22 protein-coding genes are annotated in these 22,405 nt (G+C 38.8%); 1 reads left to right on the top strand and 21 read right to left on the bottom strand.

What is annotated here, in order from left to right; all coding sequences use genetic code 11:
• Positions 1-49 precede the first annotated feature (49 nt).
• From HMPREF1151_RS09175 to glmS, 9 genes are all read right to left on the bottom strand, one after another.
• On the bottom strand, positions 50-1,036 hold the full coding sequence (locus HMPREF1151_RS09175) for an IS30 family transposase (protein WP_009661874.1): 987 nt from the start codon (positions 1,034-1,036) through the stop codon (positions 50-52).
• A 142-nt stretch (positions 1,037-1,178) separates the two neighbouring features.
• Positions 1,179-1,625 (bottom strand): universal stress protein, encoded by a 447-nt coding sequence (locus HMPREF1151_RS09170; RefSeq protein WP_005379465.1) that lies wholly within the window; start codon positions 1,623-1,625, stop codon positions 1,179-1,181.
• Between the two features lie 141 nt (positions 1,626-1,766).
• On the bottom strand, positions 1,767-3,032 hold the full coding sequence (locus HMPREF1151_RS09165) for a hypothetical protein (protein ID WP_009661733.1): 1,266 nt from the start codon (positions 3,030-3,032) through the stop codon (positions 1,767-1,769).
• A 55-nt stretch (positions 3,033-3,087) separates the two neighbouring features.
• Positions 3,088-3,846: an amino acid ABC transporter ATP-binding protein gene (locus HMPREF1151_RS09160; RefSeq protein ID WP_009661810.1), complete on the bottom strand. Its 759-nt coding sequence runs from the start codon at positions 3,844-3,846 to the stop codon at positions 3,088-3,090.
• Positions 3,847-3,855: 9 nt separating this feature from the next.
• A complete protein-coding gene (locus HMPREF1151_RS09155) occupies positions 3,856-4,512 on the bottom strand; it encodes an amino acid ABC transporter permease (protein WP_005375469.1) in 657 nt (218 codons plus the stop codon).
• Positions 4,513-4,635: 123 nt separating this feature from the next.
• A complete protein-coding gene (locus HMPREF1151_RS09150) occupies positions 4,636-5,448 on the bottom strand; it encodes an amino acid ABC transporter substrate-binding protein (RefSeq protein WP_009661770.1) in 813 nt (270 codons plus the stop codon).
• 103 nt (positions 5,449-5,551) lie between these two features.
• A complete protein-coding gene (locus HMPREF1151_RS09145; protein ID WP_009661774.1) occupies positions 5,552-6,037 on the bottom strand; it encodes a hypothetical protein in 486 nt (161 codons plus the stop codon).
• A 28-nt stretch (positions 6,038-6,065) separates the two neighbouring features.
• Positions 6,066-7,052, bottom strand: a complete 987-nt coding sequence (gene trpS / locus HMPREF1151_RS09140; RefSeq protein WP_009661729.1) for a tryptophan--tRNA ligase — start codon at positions 7,050-7,052, stop codon at positions 6,066-6,068.
• 58 nt (positions 7,053-7,110) lie between these two features.
• A complete protein-coding gene (glmS, locus tag HMPREF1151_RS09135) occupies positions 7,111-8,943 on the bottom strand; it encodes a glutamine--fructose-6-phosphate transaminase (isomerizing) (protein WP_009661807.1) in 1,833 nt (610 codons plus the stop codon).
• Between the two features lie 542 nt (positions 8,944-9,485).
• Between glmS and HMPREF1151_RS09130 the strand changes: the two genes are divergently transcribed.
• Positions 9,486-10,838, top strand: coding sequence for a hypothetical protein (locus HMPREF1151_RS09130; RefSeq protein WP_009661738.1), 1,353 nt, complete (start codon positions 9,486-9,488; stop codon positions 10,836-10,838).
• 103 nt (positions 10,839-10,941) lie between these two features.
• Here HMPREF1151_RS09130 and HMPREF1151_RS09125 read toward each other — a convergent pair whose 3' ends face one another.
• The 12 genes from HMPREF1151_RS09125 to yqeC form a co-directional block, all read right to left on the bottom strand.
• Positions 10,942-12,360, bottom strand: coding sequence for a hypothetical protein (locus tag HMPREF1151_RS09125; protein ID WP_009661831.1), 1,419 nt, complete (start codon positions 12,358-12,360; stop codon positions 10,942-10,944).
• 14 nt (positions 12,361-12,374) lie between these two features.
• Positions 12,375-12,929, bottom strand: a complete 555-nt coding sequence (locus HMPREF1151_RS09120; protein ID WP_009661775.1) for a hypothetical protein — start codon at positions 12,927-12,929, stop codon at positions 12,375-12,377.
• 94 nt (positions 12,930-13,023) lie between these two features.
• Positions 13,024-13,734 carry a YaaW family protein gene (locus HMPREF1151_RS09115; protein ID WP_009661727.1) on the bottom strand — a complete coding sequence of 237 codons (711 nt, stop codon included), beginning with the start codon at positions 13,732-13,734 and terminating at the stop codon, positions 13,024-13,026.
• Between the two features lie 423 nt (positions 13,735-14,157).
• Entirely contained in the window at positions 14,158-15,510 is a 1,353-nt protein-coding gene (gene glmM / locus HMPREF1151_RS09110; RefSeq protein ID WP_009661814.1) for a phosphoglucosamine mutase, read from the bottom strand.
• A 135-nt stretch (positions 15,511-15,645) separates the two neighbouring features.
• The gene (locus HMPREF1151_RS09105) at positions 15,646-17,247 is read right to left on the bottom strand and encodes an NAD(P)/FAD-dependent oxidoreductase (RefSeq protein WP_009661707.1); all 1,602 of its coding nucleotides are present in this window, start codon (positions 17,245-17,247) and stop codon (positions 15,646-15,648) included.
• A gap of 2 nt (positions 17,248-17,249) precedes the next feature.
• Positions 17,250-18,167 (bottom strand): YbbR-like domain-containing protein, encoded by a 918-nt coding sequence (locus HMPREF1151_RS09100; protein ID WP_009661855.1) that lies wholly within the window; start codon positions 18,165-18,167, stop codon positions 17,250-17,252.
• Complete coding sequence (gene cdaA, locus HMPREF1151_RS09095) at positions 18,164-18,976, bottom strand: diadenylate cyclase CdaA (protein ID WP_005375475.1); 813 nt, start codon at positions 18,974-18,976, stop codon at positions 18,164-18,166. Before cdaA ends, HMPREF1151_RS09100 begins: the two co-directional genes overlap by 4 nt.
• A 99-nt stretch (positions 18,977-19,075) precedes the next feature.
• On the bottom strand, positions 19,076-19,390 hold the full coding sequence (locus HMPREF1151_RS09090) for an XdhC family protein (RefSeq protein ID WP_009661844.1): 315 nt from the start codon (positions 19,388-19,390) through the stop codon (positions 19,076-19,078).
• Positions 19,380-20,111, bottom strand: a complete 732-nt coding sequence (locus HMPREF1151_RS09085; RefSeq protein WP_009661743.1) for an XdhC family protein — start codon at positions 20,109-20,111, stop codon at positions 19,380-19,382. The genes HMPREF1151_RS09090 and HMPREF1151_RS09085 overlap by 11 nt, the downstream gene beginning before the upstream one ends.
• Positions 20,095-20,907: a selenium-dependent molybdenum cofactor biosynthesis protein YqeB gene (gene yqeB / locus HMPREF1151_RS09080; RefSeq protein ID WP_009661845.1), complete on the bottom strand. Its 813-nt coding sequence runs from the start codon at positions 20,905-20,907 to the stop codon at positions 20,095-20,097. The genes HMPREF1151_RS09085 and yqeB overlap by 17 nt, the downstream gene beginning before the upstream one ends.
• Complete coding sequence (locus HMPREF1151_RS09075; protein ID WP_009661842.1) at positions 20,904-21,620, bottom strand: NTP transferase domain-containing protein; 717 nt, start codon at positions 21,618-21,620, stop codon at positions 20,904-20,906. The genes yqeB and HMPREF1151_RS09075 overlap by 4 nt, the downstream gene beginning before the upstream one ends.
• A gap of 8 nt (positions 21,621-21,628) precedes the next feature.
• Entirely contained in the window at positions 21,629-22,387 is a 759-nt protein-coding gene (yqeC, locus tag HMPREF1151_RS09070; RefSeq protein WP_009661716.1) for a selenium cofactor biosynthesis protein YqeC, read from the bottom strand.
• Between the last annotated feature and the right edge of the window lie 18 nt (positions 22,388-22,405).

The raw sequence follows: 22,405 nt of genomic DNA, 5'->3' as shown, positions 1-22,405 counted from the left end.
TATCTAAATTTAAATACTATCTCTATGCTATCTATTATATCTTGAATTGTCAAGTCAAATGCAACTCTACTGAATGATAAACCTCGTATGGAGTTTTCCAATTTAAGCATTTGCGCGGTCTAAGATTTATTTCTTTCATTTTTGCTTCAACATAGCTATCTGATTGATTAATATCCACAGTTTTCGGGAAATATTCTCTAAGCAATCCATTGGTGTTTTCGTTTGTTCCTCTTTGCCAAGGATGATGTGGAAATGGAAAATAAAATTCTACTAAATTCAACTCCTGACTAATTTCTGCATGTTTAGAAAACTCTTTCCCTCTATCTGGAGTTATTGTTTCTAGAGGTTGATTTTTTAAAAGCTTAATCATCGCTTGTTTGACTAAAAATGCATTCTTTTTTGCAATTTTTTTACATAGCAGATACCTACTTTTTCGATCAGTTAATGTTACTAAGCAAGCCTTACCAGTCTGCCCCATAAGTGTATCAGCCTCCCAATCACCTAATCGTTCTCGATTATTTGCAGGAGCTGGTCTATCTGTAATTAAATTACTAATTTGAATTTTTCCACGTCTTTCTTCATAATTTTTTGTATGACGACTTTTACCACGATGTCGTAGTTTGCGAACAACTCCTCTATTTCCATGTGATAATTCTTTTTCATCAAAACGACCATTATATATTTCCCTGTAAATTGTATTGTAACTAATAGTGAAGCTTGAATTTTCAAATTTCAATCGAGAGGAGATCTGTTCCGGAGACCATTGATGTCTCAAAAATAAATTCTTTACACATTCATATAGACTTGGATTATCTAGCTTTTTTCTTGGTTTACAATTAAAGCGTCTGTTTTTATATCTGTCATGGGCTTCACAAGGTATGTACTCGCCATTTTGACTATTTCTTTTGATTTCTCTTGATATAGACGATTTATTTTTCCCAAGTAAAATTGAAATTTCTGTTTGATTTTTTCCTATATCAATAAAATGTTTTAGAATTTCGCGCTCTTTTAGTGTAAAATGAGTATAATGATTCATGGCTCCTCCTGATTTTTAGATGTCTTTGCAAACACTATTTTATCAGAAAGCCATGAATCTTTTTTAGTTGCACTTAGATTATAAATTCAAGACACAAAAAAAGGCTTTGTACACAATGACAAAGCCTTTAAATTGTATGATATTATTTAACGACCAATACTGGGCAAGAGGAATGACTAGTTACATAGCTACTTACACTACCCATGAATAAACCTTTCAAAGGTCCAAGACCACGGCTACCCATTACGATAAGATCAGCATTGTATTTTTTAGCAACAGCTAACAATGCTGGGCCTGGGGAACCAACTTCAAATACAGATTTAACTTTAACACCTGTAGGAATTTCTTTCACTACATCGTTCAAAATTTCTTTACCTGTTTCTTCCATGTCTTCTGCAATTTGTTCAGACACATAGCCACCAGAAATTGGTGTTTGATCAAAATTGGAAATAGCAGATACAATATTTGCTACATGAACAACAATCAATTCTGCTTTGTTACGATCTGCTACTGCAAGTGCATGTTCTAGTGCACGTTTAGCATTTTCAGAACCATCAGTAGGTACGACAATAGTTTTGTAGGTAACCATATTAACCCCTCCTATTTCTAATCCCCATGAAGGGATATGATTAAAAATCATTTAGTCTATTTATAATATTCTAGACATATTAGGAAAAATCCTCTTTTTTTGATTAGGATTTATATACATTATAGCACATTTTTTTGCAGATTAAAGAACTTGAGACGAATTGTTGATATTTAAAGAATTCGTTAACTTAAATCCATCTAAAATATCGATTAGTTCAGGTGTAGTCAATACAGTACCAATTGGTGCTATCATGCGAGCTACACCGACATTGCCATTATTTCCAAGAATAATCGTAGCTCCGAATGTAACAGTTTCCGCCGTATTCGTATCTGCGACTTCAGGATTCTTCATTGTCCCAGCTACATAAAACATAACGGAACCATCAATAATATGTGTTTCATATCGTTCAATGGTGGCCTTATTTACATCCACCAAAGATTTTACATATTGGTCACCTAGCATCTGCTTGCCCATCATCGTAGGCATAGCACTGCTCACCGCTTGTACAGGAACAGAAAAACTTTCTATGTCGAGACGAATCTTATCCTTTGTGAAAGTAATCTTTTTAGGGTCATTAATGCGTGAAAATCCTTTAGGACTAACGAATTTCAAACCTTCTGCTACATTGATATCACTGGAACCTGACAATAGCTTCTTAACATTATTTAATGTAGAGCCAGTCTTCTTAGTATCTAACAAAGAAAATGAAGGAACTGTCGTTTCCATAAGACCTTGTTCCATAAATTTAGCCTGAATAGGTGGATACGTACTTACAAGATTATAGCGATGCGTTGGATCTTTTTCCATAATAAATTCAGCTTCAAAAATAGAATGAACCTTTTCCGTAGATGTCATCTCTGCATAAGACTTCGGTGTCGTGCGGCTCCAGCGTGCTGCTTGTGCACCCTTTTTTGGGAAGAATCCGCCCACTATATCGTTAGTATCAAATACATTACTATGTTGACGCCAAATACGAAGGTATTCTTCATCCGTCATACCCTTAATTGGAACATCATACCATGTTGTATTCCACACCTTTTGTGACACATTGCCTTGCGGTGTATTATTTCTCTTTGTAAAAGACACGGTATAGGCGTCGTCTTGATTTGGTCCAGACAAATTAAAGGAATACCCCTGTATATGTTCACTTTCACTCCGTACATCCATATCAATCATAACACCATCATTTACACGCCAAGGAATGGTGAAAGTATAACCGTGTTTCGTATCCTTTACAACCGTATTCATCTTAGTAGCATACGATTTATATTGCTCTGGCAATACGGAAAGAGCATCTGCTTGCGAGGCTACGATAGACTTTGGCGTAGCATGTTCAGGAGAGGCTCCGTAAGCAACGCTAGATACGATGGACAATCCAGCTAATACTAATGCGATAGGTAATTTCATAAAGTTCCTTTCATATATGTGAAGGTACCACCTATGATTACATAGGTGGTAAGGATTATAACATATTTTCTAAAAAAGCTTTAGTTCTAGGAGATTGCGGATTGGTAAACAATTGTTCCGGTTCCCCTTCTTCTTGAATGATACCATCTGCCATAAAGATGATACGATCTGAAACTTCTCGAGCAAAGTTCATTTCATGGGTAACAATAATCATAGTCATCCGATCATCGGCTAGTTGTTTAATCGTTTTTAATACTTCTCCAGTCAATTCTGGATCAAGGGCAGACGTCGGTTCATCAAAGAGCATAATTTCTGGGTTCATGGCTAATGCACGAGCAATCGCCACACGCTGTTGTTGACCGCCAGACAATCTAGAGGGATACATATCTCGTTTATCCCAAAGACCTACTTTATTAAGTAAGCGTTCTGCGATTGGCATAATATCGGTATCTTTCATACCTTTTACCATATGCGGTGCCACCATAATATTTTCAAGAACAGTCATATGGGGGAACAAATTGAAGGATTGGAATACCATACCCATGCGAAGTAATAAATCATGCATGGTATGTTTATCAGCGTAGGTAACGACGCCGCTAGCATCTGTAGATGCCAACGTTACACCATCAACGGTAATAGTACCACCGTCAATCGTTTCCAACTGACCTAAGCAGCGCAAAAATGTAGACTTACCGGAGCCAGATGGACCGATAATAGATACAATTTCGCCCTTATTCATTTGCAAGGAAACATCTTTCAATACCACATTATTATTAAAGTGTTTCTCTATGCGTTCCATATTTACAAAAGTCATAATTACCTCTTACTCATCATATACAGAGAAACGTTTTTCTAAATAATTAAAGATATTTGTCAAAATAAATGTAAAGATTAGATAGAATATAGCGGCCACAAGGAACGCAGAAATATCAAAATCACGTTGTACAATAGATTTTGTAATACGCAAGATATCATTCATTGCCAATACATATACAAGAGATGTATCTTTTAATAAGTTAATCGTTTCGTTGGCAAGTGGTGGCAACACGCGTTTAAACATTTGTGGCAAAATTATAGTACGCATCGTTTGACCATAGGTAAAACCAAGCACCTTTGCTCCTTCATATTGACCGCGTGGAATCGATTGGATACCGCCTCGGAAGATTTCGCAAAGATAGGCAGCATAGTTAAGTACGAAGGTAACCACTGCCGCTGTTGCATCATCCATTTGAATGGCACCATCAGTCATAATCGGTAACGCATAATACATAAATAGAATTTGTAACATCAATGGCGTACCACGCATTAGATATACAAAGGCTTCAACAATTTTATCGACTACAGGAAGCTTAGATAGTCGCAGTAAAGCTAATATGATACCACCAGGTATAGATAGTACCCATACGACACAAAACAGTGCAATGGTGACCTTAAGCCCATCCGCAATGGTCGGGATAATCTGCAATAAATAATCTAACATGAAATACTCCTTCAAAACACGAATAGAGAAGAGGCATATGGCCTCTTCTCTAGTGTACATTTCGTTCTTTAATTATCAGTTGTACATACTGACCACAGTACTATTAGTATATCACGAATCGTACTATTTAGCATCGCTCTTATCTAGATCTGCGCTAGAGCCCAACCATTTTTCAACGATTTTATCAGCAGTACCATCTTTTTTCATTTCGGCTAAGATACCATTGATTTTATCGCGTAATGCGTTATCATCTTTGCGGAACCCTACAGCAAAGTTATCTACGCCGTAATCAGTGCCTTCTACAATTTTGTATTTGCCAGGTTCTTTTGTCATGAGGTAACGAGCAATAACACCATCAGCGATAACTGCATCGACACGACCAATGCCAAGATCCATGAATGCACTTACGAAATCAGCATAGGATTTAATTTCTTTAACGGTTTTGCCACTAGGATCGTTTTGTAATGCAGATTCACCAGTACTAGCTTGTTGCACACCTACAACCTTGCCAGCAAGATCAGATTTACCCTTGATAGCATTATCATCGTTACGAACAACGATGTATTGTTTATCTTTCATATATGTATCGGAGAACAAGATATTTTTCTCACGTTCAGGAGAAACAGTTAAACCATTCCACAATACGTCGATTTTCTTAGATTTTAACTCCGCTTCTTTGCTGGACCAGTCAATCGCTTTGAACTCAACGTCCATACCAGCGCGCTTAGCAGCCTCTTTAGCCAAGTCAATATCTAACCCTACGATTTCACCTTTATCATCTTTAAAGCCCATTGGTGGGAAGCTATCATCTAGGCCAATAACAATTTTCTTAGGTAATTGAGTATCAGCCTTCTTTGTATCACTACCACAACCGCTTACAAAAGCCATCATAGAAACTGCAGCCAAACCTACAGCCATAATCTTTTTCCAGTTCATAATATCCTCCACACAATATGTTATAGGTCATGTTTTAACTTATGAACCTATTATACTTTAGCGTGTTAAAGTTGTAAATAGTTAAATCAATAAATTTACAAAATTATATCTCATGTGTATCTCTATAATGTTTTATGGCGGCTTGAAGGCGCATTTTATCCTTATATGGTGCAAGTTGCAGATCTAAAGGTACTACATAAATGCCACCATGAGTATTAACGGCTTGTAGTTCTTTCCAATCAGGCGTAAACCCAACTACGCTTTCAAAAGGAACATACACATAGTAATCATCTAAATTAATGGCACTACGAAAATAGTCACGTAAATTTGTCGGTCTCTGTTTGATAACAAAGCCTTTTTCACAAATATATACGAGCACTACATCGAGCCCGTGTACCCACCATAACAAGCAAACGACCAATGCATAACAAAGCATGCGATTACCTATATCATGTGGGGCCCATTTAATGAGGGCAACACAAATTACAATGCCTAGAATCCGTCCTAGCCACTGTACGGCCTTATGTGTGGTGACCATGTGCTTTACATGGCCACCCGAAAAGCGTTCGCTTACCTCTTGTTTTGTCATAATTGACCTCAAAAGTGTATGTAAATACTTATTTACGGCAAAGCCCCATCGCTTGTTCAACCTTGCGATACATCATAGATGCTTTTGCATGTGCTTTTGCAGCACCTTCATCTAAAATGACATCTAGTTCAGGGCTTGTTATGAGTTCATTGTATCGTTGTTGAATTGGTTCAAGTGTTGCTACAAGCAAATCAGCAATATCCGATTTAAATGCACCATACCCTTTACCAGCATACATTTCTTCGATAGCTTCATAGCTGTCTTTTGTGATAGCACGGTAAATGCCCATCAAGTTAGAAATGCCAGGTTTGTTTTCTTTATCGTAACGCACCGCGTTATCAGAATCAGTTTGAGCGCGTTTCAATTTTTTCACGATCAAGTCTGGTGCATCCAAAAGACGGATTGTAGCATTTTGGTTATCATCAGATTTACTCATTTTCTTAGTTGGCTCTTGTAAGCTCATAACGCGGGCACCACCTTCGCCTACCTTGATATCAGGTACTACGAAAGTTTCGCCAAATCTACGGTTAAAACGCTCTGCCAAATTACGAGTCAACTCAAGATGTTGTTTTTGGTCCTCACCTACTGGAACATAGTTAGTACCATATAACAAAATATCTGCCGCCATCAATGGTGGATACGTAAGCAACGCTGTAGGAATAGAGTCACCTTGCTTTTGAGATTTATCCTTATATTGTGTCATACGTTCTAATTCGCCTACATAGCTGATAGATTGCATAACCCAACCGAGTTTTACATGTTCAGGTACTTCGGATTGAACAAATAAAGTTACCTTTTTAGGATCTAGGCCAACAGCAAGATACAAGGCTGCCAAATTACGAGTATTTTGAAATAATTCTTTTGGATCTTGTGGTACTGTAATCGCATGTTGATTAACGATACAATAGTAACATTCATCAGTATCTTGATAGTCTAAGAAATTACGTAAAGCTCCCAAATAGTTACCAAGTGTCAATTCACCACTTGGTTGGATGCCGGAAAATATAACTGCCATAATAGTCTCCCTATATTGAAATAAACCAACAGTGCCGAAGCACTGTTGGTTATATATATTATTCTACGGTTACAGATTTAGCTAAGTTACGTGGTTTATCTACATCTGCGCCGCGTGTAATCGCTGCGTAGTACGCCAATAATTGCAATGGTACAACAGCGAGGATTGGAGCGATGAATTTATTCGCACGAGGTACATAGATTATATGGTCAACGTGTTTAGACAATTCGTCGTCACCTTTCATGCCGATACCGATTACAACCGCTTCACGAGCTTTTACTTCGCGGATGTTACTGATCATCTTATCGTACACATCTTCTTGTGTAGCCAATGCGATAACAGGTACGCCTTCTTCGATAAGAGCCAATGTACCATGTTTCAACTCGCCACCAGCGTATGCTTCAGCATGGATGTAAGAAATTTCTTTCAATTTCAAAGCACCTTCCATCGCTACTGCGTAGTCGATAGCACGACCCAAGAAGAACGCATCAGATTTGAAGCCATAATGTTTTGCAAAGGCTTTCATATCTTCGTCTACTTCAAAGATTTCATGAATCAATGTAGGCAAGTTTTTAATACCGCAAAGGATTTCTTCGCCTAAAGCCGGATCCATTTTACCATTTAATTGGCCAAGGTATACAGCGAACAACAAGCCTGCTACTAATTGAGTAGTATACGCTTTTGTAGATGCCACGGAGATTTCAGGACCTGCCCATGTGTACACAGTATTATCTGCTTCACGGGAAATACTGGAACCTACTACGTTTGTAATCGCTAAAGATTTAGCACCAAGGCGTTTAGCCTCTTTCAACGCTGCCAATGTATCAGATGTTTCACCAGATTGGCTAATAACGATACATAATGTTTTTTCATCAGTCAACGGATTGCTGTAACGATACTCAGATGCGATTTCCACACTTACTGGAATACGCGCCAAGTTTTCAATATATTGTTTTGTTACAAGACCTGCATGGTATGCTGTACCACAAGCAACGATAAGGATTTTATTGAAAGCTGCTACATCATCAGCAGTCCAATTTAACTCATCAAAAACAGCTGCTTTGCCGTCTTCAGAAATGTGTGTGCCGAATGTATCGCGCACAGCTTTTGGTTGGTCATGAATTTCTTTCAACATGAAGTGTTCATAACCGCCCTTTTCTGCAGCTTCTGCATTCCAGTTAACATGGAATACTTCTTTATCGATAGGATTACCTTTACGGTCAAACACGGATACATTATCACACGTTACGATAGCTAATTCACCATCGTTCAAGATGTATGTATCACGTGTATAGTTAATGATTGCTGGAATATCGGAAGCAACGAAGTTTTCCCCTTTGCCAAGACCGATAACCAATGGATTTTCTTTTTTAGTACAAATAATTTTGTCTGGCTCATCAGCACAGATAATTTCAAGAGCGTATGCACCGTCAACACGATCGAGCATGCGACGTACAGTGCCCACAAAATCACCATCGTACATATCTTCTAATAGATGAGCTACTACTTCTGTATCCGTTTCAGATTTGAAATGGTATCCTTTTGCGATAAGCTCTTCTTTCAACGGCATGTAGTTTTCAATAATGCCGTTGTGAACAACAGCGAATTTGCCATCTTCAGATGCATGAGGGTGGGCGTTCATATCGGATGGACGCCCATGTGTAGCCCAACGAGTATGACCAATACCAACAGTTCCTTCATTAGGGTCAGCTTTTACAATCGCTTCAAGATTAGCAAGGCGGCCAACCTTCTTTTGAATTTTAATAACATTTTCAGGGCCGATTACAGCAATACCTGCAGAGTCATAACCGCGGTATTCTAATTTCGCCATACCGTCCAACAAGAAATCAGATGCTTGATTAAAGCCAATGTATCCTACGATACCGCACATAAGTATATCCTCCTATAACTGGGGGCATTCATAGCCCCAGCCATTCACTAAGGCTAACAAATTAATATTCTATGTAATATATTAATTACTATTCTAAAATTGTTCAATCAAATACCCTTTGTCCCCATCGTTACCGATAGGATTTTTAGTACTTGTTACGACATGAACATGCCGGAAGAGCATCCGCTGATGATTCGATAACCCTTCCCCTCGTCTACCCTAATGGCTGCCTTCATGGGTACATGCGCTATTCGCCTTTACGAATTTGGAACTCCTTTCACTAATATGTGGCAGAACTAGTACAATTGTAATCATACTAAATTATATTATACTAAATCGATGTAATGAATGTAAAGAATCTAGGCCTTGTGAAAGCATTAAACACGAGATATAGCGCTTATTTTCACAGGGCTCCATAGAATCAAATGATTTCATAGATTACTCATACACCATCATTATACTACTTATTATAAAAATTTTATACAATCATATTTATCAAAATTTACATGATACATATTTATTGTCTAAAAGGAGAGATCAAAATGAACACACAAAATAACAAAACACATAAAAAGGCAACATCCCTTCACCACAAACATTCATATAGAAAATTACGCCGTTGGGTACTACCTGCAGTATTAGGTGCAGCCCTTTCTACATTGGCATTCCTTCCAACCTTTGCAGAAGATATACCAAGTGCTCCGCCAGCAGGGAACCCACCGATGAGTGCACCTAATGGTCCTGCTCCAAAAGCCGAAGCGAATCCTAATACTTTCAAAGGTACTACTGTTGTAACAGAAAATAAATCTATTGCCCATGAATTGATGTCCAATACAACATCCGATCAAAATGCGTTCATCGGCAAAAATAAAGCAGTCGTAAACATCGAAAACAGTGTATTCGATAAGACCGGCAATACGACAAGCGATGACAACAGTAATTTCCGCGGTCAAAATGCGGTTGTCCTCGGTATCGATGGTAGTCAAATCAACATAAAGGGCAGCAATATTACATCCAATTCCAATGGTTCGAATGCAGTCTTTGCTACAGGTGAAGGATCTGTCATCAATGTAGAGAATACTAATATTCACACAAAAAGTGATTCCTCTCGTGGCTTAGATGCCACCTATAAGGGGACTGTAAACGGCAAAAATCTAACTATCACCACTGAAGGTGCTCACTCTGCTACACTCGCTACAGACCGTGGCGAAGGCACCATCAATGCAGAAGCAGCTAAATTAACGACATCTGGTGCAGGTAGTCCTGTCATCTACTCCACTGGGAACATCACAGCTGACTATATTACGGGTGAAGCTAAGAATAGTGAAATCGGCGTCGTAGAAGGCAAAAACTCCATTATCCTTACAAACTCTAATGTAACGGGGAACAAAGATAATGGATTCATGCTCTACCAAAGCTTCTCTGGCGATGCTGAAAGCGGTATTGCACGCCTCAAAGCCGAAAATAATACGCTCACATCTCACGCTACAGGCGCGTTCATCTATGTAAACAACACTACTGCAGAGGTGGACCTTACTGGTAACTCCATTTCCACACCAAATACCACTACCTTAGTGAAAGCAGCGGCAGACAGCCGTTGGGGAAAAACTGGTGAAAACGGTGGTCACCTTACACTCCGTGCATCCAGCCAAGCCTTAAACGGTAATATCGTAGCAGATGCCATCAGCACCATTGCACTAGACATGACAAATGGATCTAGCCTAGTTGGCGCTGTAAACACTGACAATACAGCTAAAGAAGTTACACTAAAACTTAGTAAAGACTCCACTTGGACACTTACAGGCGATAGCTATGTAAAATCCTTAACTAACGAAGACACCACAGGTAGTAATATTCACTTGAATGGATATAAACTTGTTGTGGCTGATAAATAATATATAACATAAAAATAGTAAGGTAGAACTCGATAAACTAACTTCTACCTTACTATTTTTTATTATAACAACATTCTTAATTTTTTATAATACATATTATTAATCAAAAACATTCAAATAAATAATCTATCTCATCTAACTCCTTCTGTAAACTATTAGAAATCTCACTTTCTATAAACTCTTCTTTGATTCTAAAGATAAATCTAATATCTGTAAAAAGGTTTCCTATAGTATTTAGCAAACTACCAATATCAAGTTTGCAAAAATCTTTTGTTATTAATGTATTAATAACAGTACTAGAAGATGCAATCGAATTAGATATAAGAAGAATTTTTCGTGTCCGTACTTCATATAAGTCTTTAGATACTTCATCAGTATAAAATAAGCCATGTGTAAGTGTAATAATTATATCTATCACTTTAGAAATAACAAACGAAGCACCAATAATCTTCATATCGCGAGCTAAGCATAATGCATCATAATGTTCATCATATAATTTACTAGCAAAATTCTCATTAAAACTTGACAATAATGGAACTGGTAATCCCATTTTCGTAAAAATATCAGACTTATAATGTAGTGCTTGAGCAAAAATAGCTGCTGGCAAATTTAACTTATTTGCAAGGCACATATCATAGCACTCTTTAAACATCATTGTTAATGGAACCTGCTCAGCTGTAATTCTCATCTTCTTTTTAGAAGTTAATGGGTCCACTCTTGAAACTCGATGATTTGCAAACGAATTAAATGTAATACAATCAGTCAATATATTAGCTGTACCGAATAGCCACCCTAAAACAGGGTCATGACCCAAAGTATACATTCTATGCGCCTTCCCGCCCATATTTATTCCCAAATCTTTTGAACCAGCAGTTATATCGTATGGAGGTGTCTGATATAACATATTAATCCAATAGCCCGATTTATACCGTTTCTGAAATTTATCTCTAAAATTATTATTGGCTTCTCTATGTTCTGCTTCAATAGATTTATCATTATGAGCTAATCTATCATCAGGATTGAAACTATCACCATAACCAAATTTTTTTGAAACATATGGAAAAAGTAGTGTTTTTAATACCTGTAAAGCGGTTGCAATAACTAAAAATGATAAATCCGTTTTATTAAAAATACCAGTTTTATCTGAAAATTGTGCCTCAATCTTATTATATTCATTAAAAGACTGATTTATCTCAATATCAGACATAATATCTTCTAATACAATCTGCTTAGGGTCTCTAATATTTGCTTCAGCAAGAAGACTTTCCCAATCCTGAATTATGGGCCTATGATTTAATCTTCTATTATCCTTCTTATTATCAACTTCAATTGATAATTTCTTAATATCTTTCTTTTTTCCTAACTTTATTAATAATTCTTTCGTAGATTCTATATTTGAATCCGCTTTATTCCTTTGTTCAAAAAGTTCATGATTTTTAGATATAGTTTTTGATATATCTTGATTTAGTTTCAAAATACGATTTATAGCATACTCATCATCCGAATATCTAAATTGACTCAAATATAAACGTCTCCCTATTCCACATCAATTCCCAAATCATAACCCAAATCTTTAATAGCAGCTTTTAACAATTCATTTAATCCATTTAAATATTTAAGTCGTTCCTTATCGGCATCAGCTTCTTCTTTTAATGCTTTCATAATAGCTGTTTGCTTTGCTAAAGCATTTTTATAAACAATACTCTTTGCATCTCTTAATTTTTTATTTTTAATATGTGATGCTACCCCTACACCAATACCACCAAGAATTACAGCGGGTGCAGCCAGTACTGCTACTCCTGCAGCCATACCGCCACCAACCAATGTCCCCGCGGCAGCTAGTCCACTAGTAATTCCAGCTGCACTTAGTCCAGCTACAGATCCACCAAAATATAATCCAGCAAAACCTACCCCTGCACCAGCTCCAACACCCAATGCTCCAGCTGCTGTTTCCCCCAATGGAGAATTATTAATTGTCATGCTTTTATCATCAATTGCAGCTGAGGCTTCATTGATAACATTTTCTACAAATTTTAATGCATCTTGACTCTGAAATTTCATTTTATTTTTATCAGTAATATATTCACCCATAATATTTTGCTCCTCATCTGAACTAAACTTCCACAAAAGCAATATACAATTTATACAAAAGAGGTATCCTCAACATTAAATCTATTAAATAATATTATTGTTTACTAAGTTCCATTTTTCTATAGGCTGCGATGAGAATAGTACAAGGAATAATAACTCTATATGCTGGACCTGCTATATCGTAAATAGACCATAATGCAGTTAATATTATACCTATCGGCCCCACTAAAATAGATAAACCTCTAGTAATCCCCGCATTTACAGCCAGACTTAACCCTCGACCTAAAATTGTTTTTGCAATTGCATTCACAATAATTAATGTAATTTTATAGGATGCAAACCCACCAGCTCTAAATACTTGAATTAACATAGAAGAGGTTATACCTCCAATAGAATTAAAATCGATATTATTAACATCATCCTTCAAGTCCGATAACAATGCAATTCGTTCAGATGGAGATAGTTTTTCCCACATATCTTTTATTATCGATTCCAATAATAATTCTTCCATAGTCTCAATTGAATCAGAAGAATAAAAATTAACTTTACATTGTTTTAATACTTTTTCTAAAATTTCTCTATATGTATTGGGGCCAGAAAAAATGCTAGTGATTGTATTACTACCAAAAGCTCGATATTCTTCTTCAATTCTATGCCAATATTTAGCATAATTTTTACCATACTGCTTATAATCTTCTGATACAGATAAAGTTTCTGTAATTCCACCCTTTTCAATCAACGTATCAACGAATACTTGTAATTGTTCCTCGGGCATTTGGGCCATAAATTCAAGATTTTGATCCATAAGAGCTCCTTTTACTTTAACAATCAGCTCTCTCTTAATTTAATCATGAATAATTCATGATTCACTCATGAACAAATTATAAATTATATCAAATTCTTAGTCAATGTCCACCTATTAAAACGCGTCAATTCTTCCACATATTTAAAGTACATATTTATTCTCATCAATTCTGAATTGAATAAAAAAATCCCCTATATACGCCAATAGCAACTCAACAAAAGAGGTTCAAAGAGGCATATATAGGAGATTTTTCTATATCTATATGAATTTGTAGAATGGATTCACTATTATCAGATTCATAGAATTAATCTTAGTAAAAATGGTTTCTCACTTTGGATTTCGCTACGCAAAATCTTATGCTCGGAACAAAGGGATGTGCGGACTTCATCCTCGCAAGTTTCTCTGCCGCCTCACACCCTACTTTTATTCCGCAAGTCCTTGTTCTCTACCGATAATATCAGCAATTTCTTGGCACAAGGATTGTAATGCTTCTTGGTCAGGACCTTCAGCCATTACGCGGATGAGTGGTTCTGTACCAGATGCACGTACCAGTACGCGACCTTCGTCACCAAGTTCACCTTCAGCTGTTACGATAGCAGCCTTAATAATATCGTTTTCTTCCCAACCAGTCTTTGTAGCAACGCGTACGTTTATAAGAACTTGTGGGTATTTTGTCATGATGCCAGCCAATTCAGAAAGTGGTTGGCCTTTTTCTTTTACAAGAGCCGCCACTTGAACAGCAGTCAACATACCATCACCAGTTGTGTTATGATCGAGGAAAATGACGTGACCAGATTGTTCACCGCCAATGGAAAGGTCGTGTTCACGCATATATTCCAATACATAGCGGTCGCCAACAGCAGTGGAAACAGTTTTCATCCCAAGTTCTTCAGCTGCTTTGTGGAAACCGATATTACTCATAACGGTACCAACTACAGTATCACCTTTGAGCTTGCCTTCTTCTTTCAATTTAAGAGCGCATAAAAGCATGATTTGGTCGCCATCGAGGACTTGACCTTTTTCGTCCACTAACAAGCAACGGTCTGCATCACCATCATTGGCAATGCCTAAATCAGCATGGTGTTGTTGAACAGCTACTTGCAAGCCTTCGATATGGGTAGAACCGCAATGATGATTGATGTTCAAACCATCTGGATTGACATTGATATTGATAACCTTTGCACCAAGACCAGACAAAATTTCAGGACCTACGCTAGAAGCAGCGCCATTCGCGCCATCATAGACAATCGTTAAACCTTCAAGGGATGTATCGATTGTATGACGAACAAAGTGAGCATAGTGATGTGCAAGATTTGCATTATACTCTACACGACCAATACCAGCACCTGTAGGACGAGGTAATTCGTTATCTGCACTTTGACGTACATATACTTCTAATTGATCTTCTACGTCATCTGGTAATTTAAAACCACTACCATCAAAGAATTTAATACCATTATCTGGGAATGGGTTATGAGATGCAGAAATAACAGCGCCCGCATCAAAGCCTTGTTGCTTTACAAGGTAAGCTACAGCAGGTGTAGGAATGACTCCCGCCATAACTACATTACCGCCTACAGAACAGATGCCAGATGCCAACGCGCATTCCAACATGGAACCAGAGATACGCGTATCTCTACCAATTAAAAATGTAGGATGTTCTTTTTCTTTACCAAAATGTGTTGCCGCTGCACGTCCCAAATGGTATGCCAATTCAGGTGTTAAAAATTCATTAACAACGCCACGTACACCATCAGTACCAAATAATCGAGCCATATTCTCCTCCGTCTACAAACGAATGTATTTCAATCTATGTTGTGTGTATTATATCACACGAGTTTGTACAATTTATAAAATCCAGGTTGAGCTTTCACCATAGCACGTAAATGTATAAATCTATTTGTGAAAGTATCATTCATTAGGTTTTGCATACATGCTCATGCACACAATCGCCGTTTCTGCACCATCCAAGGCGGCACTCATAATGCCACCCGCATAGCCTGCACCTTCCCCCATCGGGTAAAAGCCACCGACTGTAGTGGATACGCGATTTTCATCACGCCCCATACGAAGTGGAGAAGATGTGCGCGTTTCAACGCCGGTCATACAGATTTCAGGGTTATCAAAACCTTTGATACGGCGTCCCCAATACGGTAAGGCCCGTTCTAAAACAGACGATACATAATCAGGTAAACACTGGTGCAAATCGCAATCTACGATATGAGGTTCATAACTATGTATACTGCTTTCAACAGACGGCGCATCAGCCTGGCCTAAGAAAGAACCTACCGTTTGAGCCGGTGCATTAAAGTTTGAACCACCCAATTTATAAGCCTTGCGTTCCCATTCTCGTTGAAATGCCACGCCATCTAAAGGATGGGTACCAAAATCATCAGGGCCTACGTTTACGACGATAGCACTATTTGCAACGCCACTATCACGAGCATACAAGCTCATACCATTGGTTACAACACCGCCCGGTTCGGATGCAGATGCGACCACTTGCCCACCAGGACACATACAGAAGCTATAGGCAGTGCGTCCCGATTCCTTATCATGATATACCAAGGAATACTCAGCAGCACCTAAACCTAGGCTTTTTGGATCCACACCGTACTGAGATTGATCGATGACATCTTGAGGATGCTCAATGCGAACACCGATAGCAAATGGTTTAGCCACCATATCGACACCGCGTTTAAATAACATTTCATACGTATCTCGTGCACTATGACCTACACCAGATAAAACTAAAGTCGTATCAATACGTTCCGCACCATTCACCTCGATACCGACCACATGGTCCTGATTAACGAATACATCGGTTACCTTAGCTCCAAAGCGGACTTCGCCGCCCCATTCGATAATGCGCTCACGCATGGCTTTTACCATATGACGCAATTTATCTGTTCCTACATGAGGTTTATGCTTGTATAGAATTTCTTCCGGCGCCCCAAATTCTACAAAGTATTTTGAAATTTCATGCAACCGCGGATGTGTGACGCGCGTAGTCAATTTACCATCAGAAAATGTACCGGCCCCACCTTCACCGAATTGAACATTCGATTCAGGTTTAAAGGATCCCGTTTTCCAAAATGTTTCCACATCCTTCGCACGAGTATCTACATCCTGTCCCCGTTCTAACACGATAGGGCGATAGCCTTCACGGGCTAAGTAAAAGGCCGCCATCATACCTGCGGGACCAAAGCCCATCACAACAGGCCTATGTGCTAAAGGTCTATCACCAATTACAATCGGTTCTGGATCCTCAGGTGTAAATAAGGTAACATCCTTTTGCTTGCCTAGTTTCTTGATGATTTTTTCTTCATGTTGAGCCTCTACAAAAAGGGTGTACACAAATACAATATTAGGTTTCTTACGAGCATCAACGGCACGTCTCACCACATGAATTTTCTGTATATGCCCCTTTAGTTGAGGGTATTTCTTTTCTACTATTTCCTCAATCGTAGCCTTTACGGTAACGGCTACGCGAAGATTTATTATTCTTATCATATCTATGCTTTTCTTTGTATATCCACTGTTACATGAACCGTAGTCATCTTACTAGTAAGGCCATCAGGAATTACTATATTATAGGTACCATCAATAGGTGCCGTAGCATTACTTATATCAATAGATTCCGTCTTAAGATCCGAAACAGAATCCACCATTTCTTCACGGCCTGTAATTGTTACTTGTACAGGCTTAATCGTAATACCTTTGACTTCATAACCATCCGCTACTTGACCTACGGTTATTGCCGAAATAGGTACGGCTTTATCTTTTCTAAGTAAATTTAATTCATACTGTGCTTGGCCTTGTGTTGGGCTAATATTTACATCGAGCACATTGCCCGCATTATCCCAAGCTTCTAAATCAGCAACAGCACTAAAGTTTTTAGTTTGACCGGCCACATTAACCTTCATGACAACCCGTGTGGCAGCCATTACTTGTTGTTTACGACCGGATACAGTGACTTCCTTCGGAATCACAGTAACCGATTTCATGGCCACATTATCCGGAATTTGTCCGATTGGGACAATTTCAACAGGTAATTTCTTTGATGCATATTCATCAACATTAATCGTTACCGTATCAGGTTTAATCTCAACTATGTTCATCCCCGATGGTGGATTAAAGTGGATAGTTACATTATTTTGTCCCGTCGAAACCCCTGATGCATCTATATAGGCCTTAAGGTTTTCAGACTTCAAATTAATAATCGTATCGCGTGGCCCACTAAGCGTAACGCGTACATATTGAGGTGCATCCTCTATGATGTAATTAGCTGCCAAATTTTGCACCTGTACAGGCACCGTATAGGAAACCTCCATCACAGGATTTTGGTCGCGCATAATAAAAAACCACATGACGATGGCTGCCAATAATGAAAGTATTTTTGCAGGCCAGTTGCGTTTCAAATGAATCATCATTTCTTGCCACCCCATTTCCACATGCTCGTAATATTTTGACGAGGTCTTTCCATAAATGTACGAAGGGCCTCTTTAATTTGATCTTCTGGTAAGTGACGATAAATATGTCCGCCATAGGTATAAGAAATGACACCCGTTTCTTCGCTGACAACAACGACAACCGCATCTGTTTGTTCAGACAGACCGATAGCCGCGCGATGACGTGTACCAAGTTCGGTACTTAATGTACGGTCCTCGGTAAGCGGCAATAGACAACCTGCAGCCTGAATGCGGCCATTGCGGATAATCATAGCCCCATCATGAAGAGGTGTACTAGGAACGAAAATATTTTTAATCAATTCCCGACTAAGTACAGCATCAACAATAATGCCTGTATCAATAAAGTCATTTAAACCTACTTCACGTTCAAATACGATAAGGGCCCCTGTATGTTCACGGGACATAACGCGAGCAGCAGCCATCACTTCATTGATGGCCATGTCCATTTCTTCTTCGTTTACATTCTGTGCTTTACTAAAAATACGGCCACGCCCAAGTTGCTCTAGGGCACGACGTAGTTCCGGTTGGAACACGACAGGTAACGCAAAGAGGATAACAGTCATCCCTTGTTGGAGAATCCAGTTAATAACATACAAATTCATTACATGGCTTAAAACATTCAAAATAGCCAAAAATAATAACCCTTTCAACAAGGCTACAGCGCGTGTATCCTTTAAGAGTTTATACATATAATAAATACCGATAGCAACCGTCAAGATATCGATGAGATCAAGGATTCTAAAGGTATGTATGAGGGCTTCAAAATGCATATTCGCAACTCCTTATACAAAATAATAAGGTACAGCCATTATCTTAGCTGTACCTTATATTTTATCGCATTTTATGAGCACTGTAAATTTAAAACAGAGTTATACATTTTGCGTTTTAATCCACACATCCATGCATCCACCGCAGACCATACCTTCTTTAACGGCTACATCATCATTTAATTTCACTTCGATACGTCGATGCTGTTCCTTCTTATTCATAGAATCAATGGCGCTAAGGCGTATTTCATTTTCCGCACGGCCGCCACCGATAGTACCAAAGATAGACCCATCAGGGAATACAACCATCGATGTACCCGCTTTACGTGGTGTAGAACCGGCAGTATGAAGAATTGTTGCCACTGCTAGTGTTTCACCTGTGCGTTGACTCAAATATTCTACAAACTCACGATTCATGATTTACAACTCTCTTTCTACGTAAAAACTGGCCTTGTTTACCTCGCACAACAGCAAGATACTCACTGACGATAGATAACGCAATTTCCTCCGGTGTTTGAGCACCCAAATCTAGTCCAATAGGAGCATAAATCATATCGAGTTCCTCTTGCGTCCAACCTTTGGCTTTCAAATTTTCTAATGCATAATGAATGCGTTGTTGGCTACCCATAACGCCCATATAAGTAGGCAATCGATCTCTCAATTGTTCCAAGCACGTATTATCAAATTCATGGGCTCTCGTAACGATAATAAAGCCATTGTATTCATCAAGAGGTAACTTGTCTCTAAAATCATTCAAAGGCAAACATTTTCTTGTTACACACTCGTCAAAGAATTCAGGCACCACATACTCAGGACGATCATCAACCACTGTAACACGACACCCAATAAATAAGAGTAAATCTGTAATAGCACGGCTCACATGACCAGCACCCAGTACAAGAACAGATGGATCCTTTTCAACAGGTTCGACAAAGCATTCAGTACTACCAAATACACATAAAGCATTTGGCTTAACTCTATTTAGTGTAAAACCTTCTATAGCGTCACCATATAATATATCCCCATCCTGATTATAGATAGTTCTATCCCCTTGACGAGGCCCCGATAAAATCGTCACCAAAAATGTTGGCTCTGTAACCTGCAAACAGTCTTTCATAATATCATAAATGCTTTCCATCTTTATTCCTTTCATAGTCCCATGCAGTAACAGCCTCTAAAACGCCGCCACCAACAGCCAGGGATTTGTCAGAAATACTATAACAATGGGATTCCTCACAGCGAGCATCCACATCGGCTAATTTAAAATGGTCAGAAACGATGAGTCCCGTTTTTAAAATACCCCGCAACGTACCGGTAATCTTAGCACGCACCGGTTCTTCATCGACATAACCAATCACTTCATTAGCTTGCACCTCATCGCCAATATGGCGTTTCGCCGTAAACAAACCGGCCTTCGGGGAATGAATCACGCGTTCATGTGTATAGCCACCCACATTACCAGGAATACCCGTATTAGGTTCCGCTTCACCATCATAGATACAGCGTCCCAAATTATGTCCACGCATCGTTTCAATGACCACATTCACATCGCGACCTGCACTAAATCCAGGGCCTACACCAATAACAAAGGGCGCATCGAGTCTCGTAGTCCCCAAATTCTTTTTAGCCAAAATGGCATCGACAACAATATCTGGATGCAGTTGTTCTAATAGCTCTTCGTAGGACGATGTAACAACAGGAATCACCCCTTGTGCTAAAGTATCCTGAATTTCATCGATATACACATGACGGGCGACTAACCTTTCAAGAATCATTTCACCGCAATGAACAGCATTGCCATAACTGACCTCTCTGCGAATCATAGTAGGTATAGCAATTTCATTAACCACTACAGGGTACCCTGCACGTCTCAATCTATAAATGGCACCGGAAGCGATATCTCCGCCTCCGCGCACAAGTATTAAAGGCTTCATACACCCTCACTTTCACGATGTTGTAAATCGTTATAATCCTCTGGCGTATCTATATCAAATCCCCATTCAGGAATAATACTTACATATTCTACAAAATTATGCCCCACACCGCGAATAATCGTTCGACCACCTTGATCCCCTTCGATATGTTGCAACGCCTCAAACCAATGGGCACCAAATAAAACGGGGTTCCCAGGATGCTGCGTAGGTCCATATTTAGGTACTACGATTGTTCTATTGGTTTCATCTCTATGCTGTTGAAAGCTAGCAATGAGTTTTTCAATAACCATAGAGTCTAGTAAAGGTTGATCAGAAACAGAGCAAATAATACCATCCAAAGGGTGCGTGCCAAATGTATTCACCAAGTATTGCACGCCTAATGCGATGGATGTACCTTGACCTAAATCAGAACGACTGTTATGAGTAATGGAAAATCCATAACTACTAGCAATACGGTCAATATCATGGTCCCCACCTGTAACGGCAACCATAGGATAGATTTCTAAATTCCATGAAGAATTACTTTGTTCCCATCCAACTTGTAATGCATGACATACAGCATCAAGAATCGTCTTTCCTCGCCACGGGAGTAATTGTTTATTCTTTCCCATTCGTCGCGACTGACCTGCTGCTAATAAAACAACACCAATACGTGGTATTTCTCGTGAAAGGGCGCCCCCTAAGGGAGCGCTTTCACATGTTTTATATTCCATTTTGTTACCTAGCGACATTGAATAATACGACGAATTTCACAGCTAGCCTTATACCCATCAGCCAACACAATAGCCGTAATATCACTATCTACCACATGGCTTATGAAATCATCAATGATGCGATGTTGTACCGTGTCATACCCTGTGCAGAACAAGATTTTCTTACCTTTACTATATTGGAACAAACCTTGTTTATGAAGCACGATTTGAGCAAGCATATGAGGTGTTACGATGGCACCTTCTTCGCGATGTACAATGGATTGAACTAATTCCAAATTATGAACATGATCTTCATCAAGGGATGCACCTAGCATTTGAAGGTTCACTACCCCTATAGTCGTCTTTGTTTGACTTGGGATAACAGGTTCCGTATGTTTTGGTGCCTTAAGCCATTTTTCTTTAGCCCCATCTGCTTCAACAACGATTTGCCAGTTTGGATGTAACGCACTGAGGCCATCTATGCTTTCACAATCTACAGCATCAACCTTAGTTCGTGTAATACCGTTAAACCAGGCGCCACAATACCCTTGTTGAATACGTTTTGTACAATATTCATCAACATCGTTGATATCCTTTGTGTAAATAGGTTCATATTGAGCCACTTGTGATTCATACAAATGTGTCGTAGTCGTCACTACGATAGGTTGTCCTTGCAACCGACCATACTCGACTAGCTTAGATAAGACCGTTGTTTTGCCGCCAGCCCCAACCAATGCGACAATGCCAGGTTGGATAAGACGATTCCAGTACTGCGTTTGTGATGTCATAGCACGAGGCCCCCTTTA

The organism is Veillonella sp. ACP1 (assembly GCF_000286635.1).
GTDB classification, from domain to species: Bacteria; Bacillota; Negativicutes; order Veillonellales; family Veillonellaceae; genus Veillonella; species Veillonella atypica.
The sequence above is the reverse complement of the archived record's forward strand: the minus strand, read 5'-3'. Positions and strand labels throughout refer to the sequence as shown.